This window comes from Campylobacterota bacterium, from assembly GCA_040752835.1.
Classification (GTDB): domain Bacteria; phylum Campylobacterota; class Campylobacteria; order Campylobacterales; family Sulfurimonadaceae; genus Sulfuricurvum.
The window spans coordinates 140510-156026 of sequence record JBFMGG010000006.1 but is presented as its reverse complement, the minus strand read 5'-3'; the positions used below and the strand labels follow the sequence as shown (position 1 = coordinate 156026).

Genomic DNA, 15517 nt, shown 5'->3' with positions numbered 1-15517 from the left:
TAATGCAAGGGGGGGCAGTGTAAAATACGCTTAAATCCCTGTGAAAGAAGAACGCAGCGTGCCGTCGCGGCGCGCCATGCCGGGAACCTTGAAAGATGAAAACGACTGCCTGTCCTCTGGATTGTTACGACGCCTGTCGAATCGTTATTGATGAAAACGGGATGCCCAAAGGGGATAAGACCCATCCGATCACCCGCGGATACCTGTGCCCGAATCTCAACCATTACGGCGAGTATCCCCGAATTCCCGCCCCCCGCCTTCACGGCCGGGAAGTGAGCATAGACGAAGCACTGAGGGCGTTGGAAAAGCGGCTTGAGGAGAGTAAACCGCGCGAAGTGCTCTATTACCGAGGAAGCGGCAATGTGGCTCTGATGCAGCGCAGCGTCGAACATTTTTTTGCCCACTACGACGCGGTCGGTACCTCCGGATCGCTGTGCGACGGTGCCGGTGCCGCCGGTATCGAAACGGGACGCGGACGCAACTACGTCCTTTCCCCCCAGATGATTGCACATGCCGAAGCGGTGGTCGTGTGGGGACGCAATCCTCATGCGACCCATTCGCATCTTTTGCCGTTTTTGAACGCCAAGACGCTGATCGTGATCGATCCGGTCGAGACGGAACTGGCCCGAAAAGCCGATCTGCACATAAAAATCAAGCCACGGGGCGATTTGCACCTGGCACTGCTGCTGAGCCGTTTCGCGATCATCGAAGGTTCTCACGACCGGGAATGGCTGGAAGAACATGCGGGCGACGTCGAGGAGTTTTACGAACTTACCCAAAGCATCCGTATCAAGGCGACCCTCGATGCGATTGATGTATCCCTGGGGCAGATCGGCGATATGCTCTCGCTCATTCAGGGGAAAAGAACGGCGATTCTCGTCGGTGCGGGGGTGCAGAAATACCGAAACGGCGCCGAGGTGCTTCGTGCCATCGACGCGTTTGGGGCGGTGATGGGGCTGTTCGGCAAAGAGGGGTGCGGCGTCAGCTTTCTGGGGGATTCATCGGTAGGGATCGATTCCCCGTTTCGGAGCATTGCCAAAAAGGTTTCGAAGCCTACCGTCGATTTTTCGAAGTATAATTGCGTTTTCGTTCAGGGGGCGAACCCCCTTGCCCAGATGCCCGACTCCAACCGGGTACGTCAATCGTTTTCACAGGCGGGGTTCCGTGTCTATTTCGGGTTGTACGAAAACGAAACTTCCCGCGCTTCGGATCTGGTGATTCCGGCAAAGAGTTTTCTCGAAAAAAACGATTTCCGCAGTTCGTACGGAGACTACACGCTGCAGGAGATGCGCAAAATCCACCAAAGCGATATCGGGATCGGCGAGTATGAAGTGGCCCGAAGGCTGTGCGATACGTTCGGCTTTCCCCTTCTGGGGGAAGAGGAGTATCTGGAGCATTTCCGCGATCAAGCAATCGAACGCGAAGGGGTGACATACCGCTCCTCCATCCCCGATATCCCGTATTCGGAGGGGTTTGAAGAGGGGGAATTCGTTTTTCCCGACGAGGTTGAGGCGAGGCTCGAGGAAAGGGAAGGGTTTCATCTCATCACCCCCAAGCATCCCAAAGGGCTCAATTCGCAGTTCTACCGCGAATCGGCCGCTTTTTTCCATCCCGATGCGGGGTTCGAAGAGGGGAGGCGGGTTCGTCTCTCCTCCCCCTCGGGGAGCGTCGAAATGGAAGTCGCGTGGGACGGGCGGCTTCGGAAAGATTGCGTCCTGATTTATTCGGGGACACCCGATGTGAACGTCCTGACGCCCGCGTGGTTGAGCTACGAGGGGGAATGCGCCGTCTATCAAGAACACACACTAAAGGTTGAAACGTTATGACAAAAAATTTTGAAAATTATGTATTGCCCACCTATGGGCGCCAGAACGTCAGTTTTGTGAAAGGGATGAATGCCCTCCTCGTCGACAGTGAAGGGAAAGAATACGTCGATTTTGCCGCGGGGATCGCGGTATGCAGCGTCGGCCACGGCAATGACCGCCTTACCAAAGCGATCTGCGAGCAGGCGTCGCGGATCATCCATGTCTCGAACCTTTACCTGATCGAACCGCAGGCCGAATGTGCCCGCCGGATCGTCGAGCAAAGCGGATACGACATGAAATGTTTTTTCGGAAACAGCGGTGCCGAGGCGAACGAGGGGGCGATCAAAATTGCCCGCAAATACGGTGAGGAAAACGGTCAGCCCAAACGGTACAAAATCATCACGCTGCAGCATTCGTTCCACGGCCGGACGATCACGGCGCTCAAAGCGACGGGGCAGGAATCGATGCACAACTATTTCGGGCCGTTTCCCGACGGTTTCGTGTATGCCAAAAACATCGATGAGATCGAATCGTTGCTGGACGATCATACCGTCGCGGTCATGATCGAACTGGTGCAGGGGGAAGGGGGCGTGCAACCGCAGGATCGCCAGAAAGTCCAGGCACTGGCCGCGCTGCTCAAATCGCGCGATATTTTGCTGATGGTCGACGAAGTGCAGACGGGTATTTACCGCACGGGCGAGTTTCTGGCGTCGAACCTCTACGGAATCGAACCCGACGTGATCACACTGGCCAAAGGGCTGGGCGGGGGCGTACCGATCGGCGTGGTGATGACGAGCAAAAAAGATATTTTCGCCCCCGGCGACCACGGCTCGACGTTCGGCGGCAATTATCTCTCCACCGCAGCGGCGAACGAGGTGCTCGACATCCTCTCCGAACTCAAGCAAAGCGGGGAACTTGATCATATGCTGATCTATTTCGAAGAGTCGCTGGCCCGCTTTGCCGCCGCTCATCCGGCCATTTTCCTCGAACACGTGGGACTTGGGATGATGCGGGGGCTTAGAGTGGCCGACGGGGACACCCTCTCCAAAATCATCAACGCCGCGCGTGAGGCGGGGGTACTCGTCCTCAAAGCCGGACGCAATACCCTCCGTTTCCTGCCGCCGCTGACGATCACCAAAGCGGACATTGACGAAGGGTTCGCGCGTCTTGAAAAAGCGATGGCGTCCCTCTAAGGCTATTCGTGCGTTTTAGCGACTATATGCAAGAGTGGCTGTACGGAGAAGAGGGGTATTACGCCTCGTACCGCCCGATCGGCAAAAAAGGGGATTTCTATACGGCGGTGAGTACCTCCAAGTTCTTCGGGGGAACGATCGCCAATCACATCGTCCGACGCATCGACGAGGGGTTTTTGCGAAGCGACGCGCTGATCTGTGAAATCGGCGCCCATCACGGCTACCTCCTCGCCGATATCATCGAATTCATCCATACGCTGCGTCCGCAGCTTCTGCAGACTCTTCGGTTCGGAATCGTCGAACGGTTCGAAGCGCTTCGAACGGCGCAGCAAAATTATTTCGACGAATCGTTCGGCAACGCGGTGAAGCTCGAACACTACGGCGATTTGACGGAAGTCTCCGAACGGTGCGCCTTTTTCGTCGCGAACGAGATTTTCGACGCGTTTCCCTGCGAATTGTTTTACAAAGGGAAAACGGGCCGCGTCGAAGAGGGGAAAGTCCTCTTCGACATCGACGATCCTGAAATAACGGAGCTGGCCGAAAAATATAAGCAGGATCGGGGCGAAATTGCGCGAGGATACGAGTCGTTTGCTCAGGCGATGCGCAAGGCGGCGGAACGTTTCGAATTCGTCAGTTTCGATTACGGCGAATTGCAGGCGCGAAGCGATTTTTCGATCCGCGTCTATCGTGAACACCAGGTCTACCCGCTCTTTGACGAAGCGCTCGACATGAATGAAGCGTTCGGCCGAAGCGACATCACCTACGACGTCAATTTCACCCACGTAAAAGAGGCGTTTGAAAACGAAGGCGTCGTTTGCGCCCAGTATGCGACGCAGCTTGTGGCGCTCGTGGAGATGGGGATTCTCGATCTGCTTGCGATCCTCAAGGAACGCGCCGGCGAAGCGATCTACAAACAAGAGCTCGAAAAAGCCAAAATACTCATTACCCCTTCGCTGATGGGGGAACGGTTCAAAATGATACGGTTCGTAAAGGAATAAGAAACGATGATGCGGTGGATAATCCCGTTTTTCGTGCTAGCGGCATCCGCCGGCGCGGGAGTGCTGCACGATGCGGCGTTCGATGGAGACCGGCAGTCGATGGAACGCCATATCCGGGCGGGACACAAGGTCGACGAAGCCAATGCCGCGGGGCTGAGTGCCCTGCACGTCGCGATCAAGCTCTCAGACACCAAAATGGCCGCCTACCTGCTCGAATGCGGAGCCGATATCAATTTTCAGGATAACAACGGCAACACGCCGCTCATCCTGGCGGTCAAGAAAAAAGACCTCGACCTCGTGACGTTCGTCGTCCTGCGCGGCGCGGACGTGAATCTGGCCAACAAAGACGGCATCACCCCCCTGCACCAGGCGGCGTTCAGCGGGAATGAGAAAATCGTCGATTTTCTCCTTAAAGCCAAAGCCGATCCCCATCTTAAAAACAACGACGGGGCAACGGCGTACGATTTCGCGATCGCCAAGGAGTTTTTCCAGATCGCCCAACTCATAAAAATGTCGATGTAGGAGAGAGTATGCACATCAAAGTAAACGGCGAAACCCGTGAGGTTTCCGAAAATACGACCCTTTTGGAACTGATCCGTTCGCTCGGCATCGAGGCCAAAGTGATGGCTGCGGCGGTGAACATGCAGATCGTGAAGCAAGACGGGTGGAACAGCGCCGTTTTGCACGAAGGGGATGCGGTCGAACTGCTCGATTTTGTCGGCGGGGGATGAAGCGGACCGTACCGCTGAACCTTGCCTGAAGCTTGCCTCGGATCGAAACGGCGTTGGGATTCTTTCAGCCTCGTAGGCTAAGATGATGGATGATACTTTCGTTTTTGGAGGTTTCCCATGCTTCACGAATTGATGAAACTCCCTTTCGAGCCTTCGTCGCTCGAACCTTCTATTTCCGCCGAAACGCTTTCATACCATTACGGTAAGCACCATGCCGCGTACGTCAACAAGCTCAATGCCCTTATCGCCGGCACCGAATACGAATCGATGAATCTCGAACAGATTATTCAAAATGCCACAGGTCCTGTATTCAACAATGCCGCACAGGTATACAACCACGATTTTTACTGGAAAGGGCTGAGCGGTTCCGTGACCGAACCCTCGGCACGTCTGAGCGCGTTGATCGAACGCGATTTCGGATCGGCCGAGCGTTTCAAAGAGGCTTTTGTGAATGCGGCGATAGGGCTGTTCGGATCGGGATGGACCTGGCTGGTGGTGACCAAGGAGGGGCGGCTCGAGCTGCGGACGACCTCCAACGCCGATACCCCCCTACGACAGGGAGAAACACCGCTTCTGACCTGCGACGTATGGGAACACGCCTATTACATCGACTACCGCAATGCGCGTCCCGACTATCTGGAAGGGTGGTGGAAACGGGTCAACTGGAATTTCGTTTCGGCCAATCTGGCCGATTTCGAAAAAAGCGCTTCGAACCCTCCCTGTAACGACAATACGGACGTATGCGGCTACATCGATACGATGCAGAGGAATGAACGCACCCCCTCCTGAGACTTAGTGCCCGGAGTGAGAGGAAGCGGCAAGAAGTTTTTCGTAGCGCGTTTTGAGAATCAGGTATTCGGTGTGAAGGTCTTCGTACGCTTTTTTATAATCGATTTCTTCGTCGACAGGATCGGAGGGTGCGGGAGACTCGGACACTTGAACCGGGGCATGGGGCTGGGATGAGAGGAGAATGTAGGTCGTTTTTTTGCCGTCTTCTTCTTTTTCGACGCTTTTGAGCTCACCGTTCATCGTCTTTTTGATGACGGTATGGATGCTCAGGCGGTGCATTGCGGCGTATTTTTGTACGGTTACGAGTTGTTCCATCATGACTCCTATAATACGGTTTTACGAACGATGATTCCGCTGAGATAGGCGGAATTCGGGATATTGAGAATGTAGGGATGATCATTGTCTGCGCGCTGAAGCTCCAGAACCTCCAACGGGACCCCCGCCTTGGCGGAAGCTTCGCGGGCGATCTCGAGGAGGGCGTCTTCTCCGATATGGTGCGAGCAGGAGTAGAGTGCGACGATCCCCCCCGGTTTGGTCAACGACAGGCCCGCCGAAAAAAGAAATTTGAACCCCTTGATTGCCCCCTCGGCCTCTTTTTTCGTTTTGGCAAACGGGGGAGGGTCGAGGAAAACCGCGTCATAGCGGTTCGGCGTTGTTTTTTCGAGGGTCAGGAAATCGAAAGCGTCCTGGCGGATGATGTCGCACTCTGGAAAACCGTTGAGTTCGAGGTTGTGCCGGACTTGCGTCAGGGCATGTTCGGAGAGATCGACAAACCGGACGTCGGCACCGTTGCGCAGGGCGTAGAGACCGAAACCTCCGGCATTGCAGAAAACATCCAAAACACGCATCCCCTCGCCGACATATTCCGCACTGATACGACGGTTACGGCGTTGGTCGAGGTAGAAGCCCGTTTTTTGCCCTTCGTGAAGGTTGACGCTGAATTTGATCCCGTTTTCAGTGATCGTAACGGTTTCGGGAACCGTACCGGAAATGACGCCGTTACGGGTCTCGAGTCCCTCTTTGGCGCGTACTTTGGCATCGGATTTGTCAATGATGCCGATGGGGTTGAGGACCTTTCGGAGGGCATCGATGATCGGGGCGCGCAGCCGTTCCATTCCCAGGGTGTTGATCTGAATCGCAAGATAGCCGTTGTAGCTGTCGACGATGAGACCCGGGAGAAAATCGGCTTCGGAGTGGACGACGCGGTAAGCGTCGGCGCATCCGGCTATGGCCTTGCGTTTGACGTAGGCCGACCGGATCCGTTCTTCGAAAAACGAAGCGTCGATCTCTCGGCGCTCAAACGCGAGGACCCGTACCGAAATCGTGCTTTTGCGGTTGAGATACCCCCGCGCGAGAAATGTCCCATCGGGTGCAAGGATATCGACGATCTCTCCATCGGCAATATCGTCCGGGGCGATCAGTTCGTTGCTGTAAACCCAGCAAAAGAAATTGCGTAAGGATCGGGCGGCGTTTTTGGTGACGGTAATGGCGTTCATGGGATTCCTCGTAATGATGCTAAAATCATAACCCAGAGGCGATAAGAGAAGGGTTAAGCCCTGTGCCGTTCAAGGGCGACGACGGCGATCGCGTAGTCGCCGTCATGGGTGATCGAGACGCTGAGGTTTTCGATAGCGAACGCCGTTTTGACCCGTTCGGACAGATCGATCAGCGGTGCACCTTTGGGGTTTTTTGAGAGGATGATATCGTGAAATCCGCACTCGGCCCCGATGCCGCATCCGAGCGCTTTGGCGCATGCTTCCTTGGCGGCCCAGAACCCGGCGGCGTTACGGTGGTTTTTGACGAGGAGAATTTCATCGGGGGAGAGGAAACGGGAAAGCCCCCGTTCGCCGAAACGGCCCAGTAGCCGTTCCATCCTCTGCGTTTTGACCAGGTCGATTCCGATCATTGCACCACGAAATCGGTGAAGTAGACGTTTTTGACTTTACCGTCTTTAAGACGCATGTTGATCTCGTCGACGATCTGTTCTTTGAGTTTCTCTTTTCCTTTGATCGTCGAAATTTCTTCGAGCGATTTGGAAGAGAGAATCCGGATAATGATATCGCGGAAAATCGGTTTTTTCGTATCGAGTTCAGGGCTAAGTTCTTCCCCCTCGATTTCAAGGTTGATCTCGACTTTCAGATAACGGCGTCCGCTTTCGGAAAGGAGATTGACCGTGAAAACGTCAAGCGGGTACATCAGTCCCACTTCGGTCAGGGAAGAATCCGAAGGGCCCGCTTCGCTTTCGGCTTCGTCGGCATGCGGCGCGGCCGCGGCTTCTTTTTTGGCTCCGTGAGCCGCTTCGCCCGCCGCATCATCGTTACCCATCATCAAAAATGCAATGGCCCCGCCGATCGCCAGTACGAGCACCAGTACGATGATGATAATGATCAGCAGCAGGTTCGATTTTTTCTTTTCTCCGCCTTCTGCGGTCTGTTCTTCTTCTTTTTCAGCCATCCGTTGCTCCGGTTGTTTGGTAAGATAATGGATATTGTAGCGAGAAACTTTTGAATTTTAGGCTTTCTTGGAGTAAACTTACCCGATTAAAACAAGGAATAGTGCAATGATAGAGAGGCTATTGGGTTACGTCGGCCGTCCGTTCGTCCGTTTTTTCGACACGATTGAGAGATTCGGGGCGTTTATTCTGTTCCAGGTCAGACTTTTTGCACTCTTTCCGTACGTACTGCGCCGCCCCAAAATTTTTCTGACCCAGATCGAAGTTATCGGGATGGGGTGTATGGGGGTTATTACGCTGACCGCCGTTTTTACCGGAATGGTGCTGGCGATACAGCTTTACAACGGGTTCCACCAGTTCGGCGCCGAAAATTTTATCGGCTATACCGTCTATTTTTCGATTACGCGCGAACTGGGGCCCGTGTTCGCGGCCTTGATGCTGATTTCGCGCTCCATCAGCGCGATGGCGGCGGAACTGGGGACGATGCGGGTGAGCGAACAGATCGACGCAATCGACATCCTGGGGGTCGATTCCAAAGAGTACCTGATCTCTCCGCGCATCGTCGCGACGATCATTTCCCTTCCGCTGTTGGTGGTCTGGTTCGATTTTATCGCCATCGGGGCCGGTTATCTGATTTCGACGGGAGTTCTGGGGATCAATCCGGTCGTGTATCAGGACACGCTGATGCGTCTGGGAGAATTCGACGACATTATGACCGGCGTCATCAAAGCCGCGGTTTTCGGTTACATCGTCAGCGCAATCGGCAGCTACATCGGCTACCATACGACCGGCGGGGCGAGGGGAGTCGGAGAATCGACGATCTATGCCGTCGTCTATTCGGCGGTAGCGATTTTCGTCGCGAACTATTTTCTCTCGGCCCTGTTTTTGTTCCTGGATTGGTAAAAAACCGTCCGGAAGGACGGCATCAGAAGTGTGTTATTCGGCGAGGTCGCTGAGAGGACGGAACTGGTAGGAATCGGGATCGTAGTAATCGATCGTTCCGGTTTCGATATCGTAGTACCACCCGTGGATGAACAGTTTATCCGAGTCCACCAGTTTTTTGACGTAAGGGTAGGTGAGAAGGTTTTCGATCTGGGTGATGATCGAGAGTTGCTCGGTTGTCCGCAGGAGATTGTCCTTGGGGGCGTTGTCTCCCAGTGCGATCAATGCCATCGATTTGGCTTTTTCTCCCAGAGTCAGCCATTTGGCCGTATGGACCATCGACGTATCGCACGTCGTTTTGTACAGCGATTCGATCGCCCCGCAGTGAGAATGTCCGCAGATGATGATCTCGGAGACTCCCAGGACGTTCACGGCGTATTCGATTCCCGCCGCGGTCGAGTGAAAATCCTCGTCGGGTTTGTAGGGAGCGACGAAGTTTCCGACGTTTCGGATAACGAATAAATCGCCGGGATTGGACTGGACGATCAGGTCGGGAATGACCCGTGAATCCGAACATCCGATGAAAAGGGTCTTGGGGTTTTGACCTTCTTTTGCAAGTTTGAGCAGTTGCGCTTCATTCTTGCGGAAGTAGGTTTTCTGGAAGGTTTCGTTCCCTTCGGCAAACTCTTTAAGACGCTGGACACTCAGATCCGAGGGGTTGATGGTCAATGACATTCCTCTATTCCCAGTTTTTTGATGATCGCTTCGAACACGTTGCCCCCTTCGCGGTCGCAGTCGTCATGGTATTCGATCGTGATCATCCGTTTTCCGCCGGTGACGGCACCGCCGTAAATGGTCGGCTGGATTGAACACAAGGGAGTACACGCCTCGATCGTCTCTTCGATCAGTTGGCGTTCTTCGTCGGTCGTATAGGCGAGCGAGAGCTTGGAATAGCGCTCTTCGGATTTATGATCGGCAAAAATGGAACACATAGGCATGTTGTTTCTCCTCAGGTTATGGGTTGGAAATTATACTCGAATCTACCTTTAAAACCACTCCAGCAGTTTACTCACTTCGTCGATTTCGTAGCATTTGACGCTGCTTTTTTCGAGCGGTTTTTTGGGGATGAGTGCTTTGGTGATCTGTTGGGAAGCCGCTTCTTTGAGCCGCTGGTCGAGTTGGTACACTTCGCGGATATCCCCGACGAGCGAGACTTCGCCGATAAAAACGGTCTCTTTTGAGATGGAGCGGTTGCGGAAGCTGCTGATGATGGCGGCGAGAATCGCGAGATCGGCGGAGGTTTCGGTGATTTTGATGCCGCCCGTGATGTTGACGAAGACGTCGTAACTGTTGAGCGGCAGTTCGAGTTTGCGCTCCAGCAGGGCCAGGAGCATGTTGAGACGGTTGGTTTCGAACCCCGTCGCCTGACGTTTGGGATTGGGGGCGTGGGTGTCGCTCACCAGCGCCTGCACTTCCAGCACGATGGGGCGGGAACCCTCCATAATGACGGTCAGGGCCGAGCCGCTTTGGGATTTGGAGCGGTTGAAAAAACGCGAGGAGAGGTCTTTGGCCGAAACGAGCCCTTCGCCGCGCATTTCGAATACGCCGATTTCGCTGGTGGGGCCGAAACGGTTTTTGAACCCGCGCAGGATCCGCAGTTCGTGACCGCTGTCCCCTTCGAAATACAAGACCACGTCCACCATGTGCTCCAGTACCCTCGGGCCGGCGATCGAACCCTCTTTGGTGATGTGCCCGATGATGAAGATGGCGATTTTGCGCTCTTTGGCAATGCGCATCAGGTCAAACGTGATCTGGCGTACCTGCGTCACCGATCCGGGTGCGGAGGGGATCGTCTCGGAATAAAGGGTCTGGATCGAGTCGACGATGATGCATTCGTACGCGCGTTCGTGCAGTTCGCCCAGAACCTGTTCGAGGCGGATTTCGCTGAGGAGGTAGAGGTGGTCGACGTTGGCCCCGAGGCGGTTGGCCCGCAGTTTGACCTGTCCTTCGCTCTCCTCGCCCGTGACGTAGAGGACGTTACGGTTCTGGCGTGCTAGGTTGGAGCCGATTTTGAGGAGCAGGGTCGATTTTCCCACCCCGGGACTCCCTCCGATCAGGACAAGTGACCCCGGGACGATTCCGCCGCCGAGAACCATGTCGAGTTCGCTGTCATCGCTGCTGTAACGCTCGGTCGTCTCTTCGACGATACTCGTGATCTCTTTGGCCTTGGCTCCGGCTGCGGGAGATGATGAGGTGAGTTTGATGATCTCCTGCTGCTGTTCGTTCAGCTCGATAAAACTGTCCCAGCCGCCGCAGTTGGTGCATCTGCCCATCCATTTGGGGGTGGTGAAGCCGCAGTGCTGGCATTCGAAGAGGGTCGTTTTCTTTTTGGCCATGATCAGGCGGCTTTCTCGCCGAAAATCGCGTCGAGGATACCGTCGACGAATTCGTATTTGTCAAACGGGATGAGATGTTCCGCACTCTCCCCGACGCCGATGTAGAGGATCGGGAGTTTGAGGGCGTACGCGATACTGAAAACCGATCCCCCCTTCGCCGTTCCGTCGAGCTTGGTGATGATGATCCCATCAACACCCACCATCTCGTTGAACGCTTTGGCCTGGGCGATCGCGGAACTCCCCTGTGTCCCGTCGAGAATGAGGATTTTGCGGTGGGGCGATCCGGGATGGGCCTTGTCGCAGATGCGGACGATTTTTTTGAGTTCGTTCCCCAGATTCGTCTGGGTGTGGAGGCGTCCGGCGGTATCGATGATGACCTGCTCAAACCCCCGCGCTTTGGCCGATTCGATCGTATCGTACGCCACGGCGCTGGGATCATGCCCCTGGCGCGAAGAGACGATGGGGATTTCGAGTTTGTCGGCCCAGCGGGTGAGCTGTTCGATCGCGGCGGCGCGGAAGGTGTCTCCCGCACCCAGGATGACCCGTTCGCCGTTGTTGAGGTGGCGTTGGGCCAGTTTGGCGATCGTCGTCGTTTTCCCGGCCCCGTTGACGCCGATAATGAGGGTGACGGTCGGTTTGTCGGGGTTGTCGGGGAGGGTGTTCTGGGCGAATGCCAGGGTCGCGAGGAGTTTCGACTCGAGCTGTTCGCGGGTGACGTTTTCCTGATAGAGTTCGCGGAGGATGATTTCGACGAGGTCGTATTCGACGTCGGCTTCGAGGAGGATGTTTTCGAGTTCATCCTTGGAGACGGTGGCTTTTTTTTCGGGGAGTACCGCCGCGATCGCGTCGACCGTTTTTTGGAGCCCTTTTTTGATGAATCCGAACATCCTTAACGCTCCAGTGCTTCGGCGATGTCGTGATCGATGATCTCTTCGTGGGTGGCGCCGGCATAGTGGGTGACGTATTCGCCGTTTTTGTACAGCACCATCAGCGGTATCGGGAATTGCTGTCCGACCCCGATGGTCGACGCGATCGCTCGGGCGAGCTCTTTGTTGTCGGCTTTGTTGCTGATCAGGTAGTTTCCACCTTTGTACTTTTCGCGAAATGCTTCGAGCTCGGCATTGCTTTTGTCGTCTTCGATCGTGATCCCCATGATAATCAGGTCGTCGCCGTATTTTTTCTGGAGATTACCGAGGTGTTTCACTTCGGCCTGGCAGGGAGGGCACCAGGTGGCGAAAATATCGAAAAGAACGACTTTATCTTTGCCGGTGCTGAGGGTGAAGTTGGTTCCCCGTTTCTCGACGGTATAACCCTTGCCTTGGGTATCCATCAGGTTGAACGTAGCGGTAGAAACCATCGCATCTTCGGCCGAATCGTCACCGCATCCCTGAAACAGGAGGGTTATCGAGATCAAAGAGGTAAAAAAGAGTGAAAAACGCATCGAAGTGCCTTTTGGAATTGGATAAAATTAGGCTGATTATAACGAAGCAAAGGTAAAAAGTGACCAAAAGCGAGTTCCGAAGCGTTTGCAGCAAACGACTTAAAAGTGCCAGCCCCGCGACGAAAACGATGCGCGACGCAAAGGTCAGAAGGGTGCTCGAACGGGTTCTTGCGGAACTGGATCCCCGAACCGTGCTGGCCTACTGGCCCATGGACTTCGAGGCCGATATCCGTAAAACGCTCCGGAGTGCGCGCCGCAGAGGAAAAGTATATCTCCCGTTTATGGATGGCGTCAGTTTCAAGATGGTACCATTGAGATTACCGTTGGAACGTAAAGCTTTCGGGATTTACGAGCCTCGGGACAGTTATCGAAAAACAGATTTAATAGATGTAGCTATCGTCCCCGCTATAGGGGTAGACGCCTCGCTGGGCCGGATCGGTTTTGGCAAAGGGATGTATGATCGATTTTTCCCGACCCTTAAAGCCCGACCGTTTACGATTTTTATCCAGTCCTGCGAATGTTTGACAAACAGATTTTTATGTGACGATTATGATGTGCGGTCTGATTTGTTGATTACCCCGCGCGGGGCCTATAGTATGAGGAAAACCCATGTTGAACGAACTACTCGCCGGCGGCGGCATTGCCGTCGCCAGCGGTGTAGTCGGATTTTTAATTTCGAAAAAGATTTCCGCCGCCCATTTTGATTTGTATCTCGAACAGGCCAAGGCCAAGGCCAAAGCGATTGAAAACGAAGCGCAGATCGTGTTGGAACGCGCTTCGAGCCGTTCGCGCGAGATCGAAAAAGAGGCTCAGAAACGGTACGATGAAACGTACGAACAGGTCAAAAAAGACCTCGCGGAACGGGAAGAAAAGATTCTCGCCCGTGAAAAAACGTTCGATCGTTTCCGCAAGAGCGAGGAAGAGAAACTCTCCTCCCAGCGTTCGGCAATCGACAACCGTCGTCTGAATCTCGAACGCAACGAGCGGTCTTTGGAGAAATTAAAAGAAGACTATCGCCGCAAAAGCGACCAGATGCAGGTGATCGTGGAACAGCGCGCGGGACTTTCCGCGCAGGAAGCCAAAGCGATCCTTCTCGAACAGGTGCGGGACAAAGAACGTCTCGCCCTTGCGCGTGAAATGCGGCTCCTCGAGGAGCAGTCCAAAGAACAGCTCAAACGCAAAGCCGATTATATCCTTGCGCAGGCGACGTCCCGTTTTGCGGGCGAGTTCGCGGCCGAGCGGCTCATCAGCGTCATCCATCTCGATGACGATGAACTCAAAGGGCGCATTATCGGAAAAGAGGGGCGCAATATCAAGACCCTCGAAATGGTGACGGGGGTCGATATCATCATCGACGAGACGCCCAACGCCATCATTGTCAGCTCGTTCAACCTCTATCGGCGCGCTATTGCGGTGCGGACGGTCGAGCTGCTGATCCAGGACGGGCGGATACAGCCCGCGCGGATCGAAGAGGTGTACCAAAAAGTGTGCGAAGAGTTTGAAGAAGCGATGCTCCGCGAAGGTGAAGACATCGTTTTCGAACTGGGACTCAGCGGGATTCACCACGAACTGGTCCGACTCGTCGGACGGCTCAAATACCGTTCGAGCTACGGGCAAAACGCCCTGGCGCATACCCTCGAAGTCGCCCATCTGGCGGGCATAATGGCGTCGGAGATGGGGGGCGACCTCAAACTCGCCCGACGCGCCGGCCTGCTGCACGACATCGGCAAGGCGTTGACCCAGGAAAGCGGGGGCAATCACGTCGACATCGGCGTTGAGCTCTGCCGCAAATACAATGAAGATCCCGTCGTGATCAACGCAATTTACGCGCATCACGGGTTCGAGGAGATCAAAAGTATCGAATGCGCCGCCGTGTGTGCGGCCGATACCCTCTCCGCCGCCCGTCCGGGCGCACGGCGCGAAGTCCTGGAGAGTTTCCTGCGGCGCGTCAGCGAGATCGAAGAGATCGCCACCCGCAAAGAGGGGGTGAAACAGGCCTACGCGATCAATGCGGGGCGGGAGGTGCGCGTCATCGTCAACGCCCAAAGCGTCAACGACGACGAGAGCGCGCTGATCGCCCGCGAGATCGCCGAAGAGATCGCCCAGAAGGTGCAGTTTCCCGGCGAAATCAAAGTCAATGTCATCCGCGAAAGCCGCGTCGTGGAGTACGCGCGCTAGAAGGCCGATACCGAAGGGCGGAACCTTCGGTTATTCGGCGATTTCAACCTTTACCATCCCCCGTAAATCTCCCATTTTGTATCCAACCGCTTTGTCTTCGGGATAGGTCGTCTTGAGCGCTTTGCCCAGCGCTGATTCCGGGGCGATGTCGCCGTGGCATTTCAGGCACGCTTCGTTATTGATAAGAATCGGCTTGTAGTAAACGCTACGGGTTTCGGAGAGTTGTTTCAATGTGTGCGGGGGGAGACTTTCTCCGCTTTTGACCATTTTTTCCCATTTTTCCAGCAACTCCTTCTCCTCCCCGACCGCCGCGTTGAGAGGATTGCGGTTTTTGAGGCTGAGTCGCTGGATCTTCGTCCCGCTCTCTTTGGACACCTGATCGGTCATGGGAAGGGCGTTCATCGAACAGAATTCGAGCGTTTTGACCGCTCCGGAAGCTTCCATGTTCTTTTTGACCTCTCCGCCGAGCTTTTGAAGTAGAGCCGAAGAGGATGAGGCGCCTTTCGCGATCCGTTGATCGTCGTTTAAAGCGGCGGCACAGAGAAACGAAGAAGTGGCAAGAGCAACAGCAAAGGGAAAAATTTTCATGAAGTATATCCTTGTATTATGATTTGTATCATTCTATACTATAATAAATAACATTTTCTTCAGA

At 54.8% G+C, this 15517-nt stretch carries 19 protein-coding genes; 9 read left to right on the top strand and 10 right to left on the bottom strand.

Translation table 11 applies throughout. The features are described 5' to 3' along the window. Positions 1-95: 95 nt before the first annotated feature. The 6 genes from AB1763_05170 (at position 96) to AB1763_05145 (ending at position 5516) form a co-directional block, all read left to right on the top strand. The gene (locus AB1763_05170) at positions 96-1826 is read left to right on the top strand and encodes a molybdopterin-dependent oxidoreductase (protein MEW5832209.1); all 1731 of its coding nucleotides are present in this window, start codon (positions 96-98) and stop codon (positions 1824-1826) included. Beyond that, positions 1823-2998: an aspartate aminotransferase family protein gene (locus tag AB1763_05165; GenBank protein MEW5832208.1), complete on the top strand. Its 1176-nt coding sequence runs from the start codon at positions 1823-1825 to the stop codon at positions 2996-2998. Before AB1763_05170 ends, AB1763_05165 begins: the two co-directional genes overlap by 4 nt. 8 nt (positions 2999-3006) lie before the next feature. Further along, positions 3007-3996, top strand: a complete 990-nt coding sequence (locus AB1763_05160; GenBank protein ID MEW5832207.1) for an SAM-dependent methyltransferase — start codon at positions 3007-3009, stop codon at positions 3994-3996. Positions 3997-4002: 6 nt separating this feature from the next. Beyond that, positions 4003-4518, top strand: a complete 516-nt coding sequence (locus AB1763_05155; GenBank protein ID MEW5832206.1) for an ankyrin repeat domain-containing protein — start codon at positions 4003-4005, stop codon at positions 4516-4518. An 8-nt stretch (positions 4519-4526) separates the two neighbouring features. After that, positions 4527-4727, top strand: a complete 201-nt coding sequence (gene thiS / locus AB1763_05150; GenBank protein ID MEW5832205.1) for a sulfur carrier protein ThiS — start codon at positions 4527-4529, stop codon at positions 4725-4727. A gap of 117 nt (positions 4728-4844) precedes the next feature. After that, positions 4845-5516, top strand: a complete 672-nt coding sequence (locus tag AB1763_05145) for a superoxide dismutase (protein MEW5832204.1) — start codon at positions 4845-4847, stop codon at positions 5514-5516. Between the two features lie 3 nt (positions 5517-5519). Here AB1763_05145 and AB1763_05140 read toward each other — a convergent pair whose 3' ends face one another. Genes AB1763_05140 through fliL form a run of 4 tightly spaced genes read right to left on the bottom strand, consistent with a single transcriptional unit; the run spans position 5520 to position 7970 of the window. Beyond that, a complete protein-coding gene (locus AB1763_05140; protein ID MEW5832203.1) occupies positions 5520-5831 on the bottom strand; it encodes a hypothetical protein in 312 nt (103 codons plus the stop codon). Positions 5832-5839: 8 nt separating this feature from the next. Next, complete coding sequence (locus AB1763_05135) at positions 5840-7012, bottom strand: class I SAM-dependent rRNA methyltransferase (GenBank protein MEW5832202.1); 1173 nt, start codon at positions 7010-7012, stop codon at positions 5840-5842. Positions 7013-7065: 53 nt separating this feature from the next. Then, the gene (gene acpS / locus AB1763_05130; GenBank protein MEW5832201.1) at positions 7066-7422 is read right to left on the bottom strand and encodes a holo-ACP synthase; all 357 of its coding nucleotides are present in this window, start codon (positions 7420-7422) and stop codon (positions 7066-7068) included. Beyond that, positions 7419-7970 carry a flagellar basal body-associated protein FliL gene (gene fliL / locus AB1763_05125; GenBank protein ID MEW5832200.1) on the bottom strand — a complete coding sequence of 184 codons (552 nt, stop codon included), beginning with the start codon at positions 7968-7970 and terminating at the stop codon, positions 7419-7421. The genes acpS and fliL overlap by 4 nt, the downstream gene beginning before the upstream one ends. 106 nt (positions 7971-8076) lie before the next feature. Between fliL and AB1763_05120 the strand changes: the two genes are divergently transcribed. Further along, complete coding sequence (locus AB1763_05120; GenBank protein ID MEW5832199.1) at positions 8077-8871, top strand: ABC transporter permease; 795 nt, start codon at positions 8077-8079, stop codon at positions 8869-8871. A gap of 33 nt (positions 8872-8904) precedes the next feature. Here AB1763_05120 and AB1763_05115 read toward each other — a convergent pair whose 3' ends face one another. The 5 genes from AB1763_05115 to AB1763_05095 are packed head-to-tail and all read right to left on the bottom strand — an operon-like array spanning position 8905 to position 12687. Further along, entirely contained in the window at positions 8905-9585 is a 681-nt protein-coding gene (locus AB1763_05115; GenBank protein ID MEW5832198.1) for a carbonic anhydrase, read from the bottom strand. After that, positions 9576-9848: a hypothetical protein gene (locus AB1763_05110; GenBank protein ID MEW5832197.1), complete on the bottom strand. Its 273-nt coding sequence runs from the start codon at positions 9846-9848 to the stop codon at positions 9576-9578. Before AB1763_05110 ends, AB1763_05115 begins: the two co-directional genes overlap by 10 nt. A 48-nt stretch (positions 9849-9896) precedes the next feature. Continuing rightward, entirely contained in the window at positions 9897-11246 is a 1350-nt protein-coding gene (gene radA, locus AB1763_05105) for a DNA repair protein RadA (protein ID MEW5832196.1), read from the bottom strand. A 2-nt stretch (positions 11247-11248) separates the two neighbouring features. Further along, positions 11249-12133, bottom strand: a complete 885-nt coding sequence (gene ftsY / locus AB1763_05100) for a signal recognition particle-docking protein FtsY (GenBank protein MEW5832195.1) — start codon at positions 12131-12133, stop codon at positions 11249-11251. A 2-nt stretch (positions 12134-12135) separates the two neighbouring features. After that, positions 12136-12687: a TlpA disulfide reductase family protein gene (locus tag AB1763_05095; protein MEW5832194.1), complete on the bottom strand. Its 552-nt coding sequence runs from the start codon at positions 12685-12687 to the stop codon at positions 12136-12138. Positions 12688-12746: 59 nt separating this feature from the next. Here AB1763_05095 and AB1763_05090 point away from each other — a divergent pair, with 59 nt between their 5' ends. After that, positions 12747-13391, top strand: coding sequence for a 5-formyltetrahydrofolate cyclo-ligase (locus tag AB1763_05090; protein MEW5832193.1), 645 nt, complete (start codon positions 12747-12749; stop codon positions 13389-13391). Then, positions 13297-14865, top strand: coding sequence for a ribonuclease Y (gene rny, locus AB1763_05085; GenBank protein ID MEW5832192.1), 1569 nt, complete (start codon positions 13297-13299; stop codon positions 14863-14865). The genes AB1763_05090 and rny overlap by 95 nt, the downstream gene beginning before the upstream one ends. 30 nt (positions 14866-14895) lie before the next feature. On the opposite strand, the gene AB1763_05080 is transcribed toward rny, so the two are convergent. Beyond that, positions 14896-15453, bottom strand: coding sequence for a DUF3365 domain-containing protein (locus AB1763_05080; GenBank protein MEW5832191.1), 558 nt, complete (start codon positions 15451-15453; stop codon positions 14896-14898). Positions 15454-15517 lie beyond the last annotated feature (64 nt).

Bases quoted from the DNA above. Each gene is read 5' to 3' on its own strand.
- AB1763_05170 (MEW5832209.1), top strand. From the start codon at position 96: ATGAAAACGACTGCCTGTCCTCTGGATTGTTACGACGCCTGTCGAATC.
- AB1763_05165 (MEW5832208.1), top strand. From the start codon at position 1,823: ATGACAAAAAATTTTGAAAATTATGTATTGCCCACCTATGGGCGCCAG.
- AB1763_05155 (MEW5832206.1), top strand. From the start codon at position 4,003: ATGATGCGGTGGATAATCCCGTTTTTCGTGCTAGCGGCATCCGCCGGC.
- thiS (MEW5832205.1), top strand. From the start codon at position 4,527: ATGCACATCAAAGTAAACGGCGAAACCCGTGAGGTTTCCGAAAATACG.
- AB1763_05145 (MEW5832204.1), top strand. From the start codon at position 4,845: ATGCTTCACGAATTGATGAAACTCCCTTTCGAGCCTTCGTCGCTCGAA.
- AB1763_05140 (MEW5832203.1), bottom strand. From the start codon at position 5,831: ATGGAACAACTCGTAACCGTACAAAAATACGCCGCAATGCACCGCCTG.
- AB1763_05135 (MEW5832202.1), bottom strand. From the start codon at position 7,012: ATGAACGCCATTACCGTCACCAAAAACGCCGCCCGATCCTTACGCAAT.
- acpS (MEW5832201.1), bottom strand. From the start codon at position 7,422: ATGATCGGAATCGACCTGGTCAAAACGCAGAGGATGGAACGGCTACTG.
- fliL (MEW5832200.1), bottom strand. From the start codon at position 7,970: ATGGCTGAAAAAGAAGAAGAACAGACCGCAGAAGGCGGAGAAAAGAAA.
- AB1763_05120 (MEW5832199.1), top strand. From the start codon at position 8,077: ATGATAGAGAGGCTATTGGGTTACGTCGGCCGTCCGTTCGTCCGTTTT.
- AB1763_05115 (MEW5832198.1), bottom strand. From the start codon at position 9,585: ATGTCATTGACCATCAACCCCTCGGATCTGAGTGTCCAGCGTCTTAAA.
- AB1763_05110 (MEW5832197.1), bottom strand. From the start codon at position 9,848: ATGCCTATGTGTTCCATTTTTGCCGATCATAAATCCGAAGAGCGCTAT.
- radA (MEW5832196.1), bottom strand. From the start codon at position 11,246: ATGGCCAAAAAGAAAACGACCCTCTTCGAATGCCAGCACTGCGGCTTC.
- ftsY (MEW5832195.1), bottom strand. From the start codon at position 12,133: ATGTTCGGATTCATCAAAAAAGGGCTCCAAAAAACGGTCGACGCGATC.
- AB1763_05095 (MEW5832194.1), bottom strand. From the start codon at position 12,687: ATGCGTTTTTCACTCTTTTTTACCTCTTTGATCTCGATAACCCTCCTG.
- rny (MEW5832192.1), top strand. From the start codon at position 13,297: ATGTTGAACGAACTACTCGCCGGCGGCGGCATTGCCGTCGCCAGCGGT.
- AB1763_05080 (MEW5832191.1), bottom strand. From the start codon at position 15,453: ATGAAAATTTTTCCCTTTGCTGTTGCTCTTGCCACTTCTTCGTTTCTC.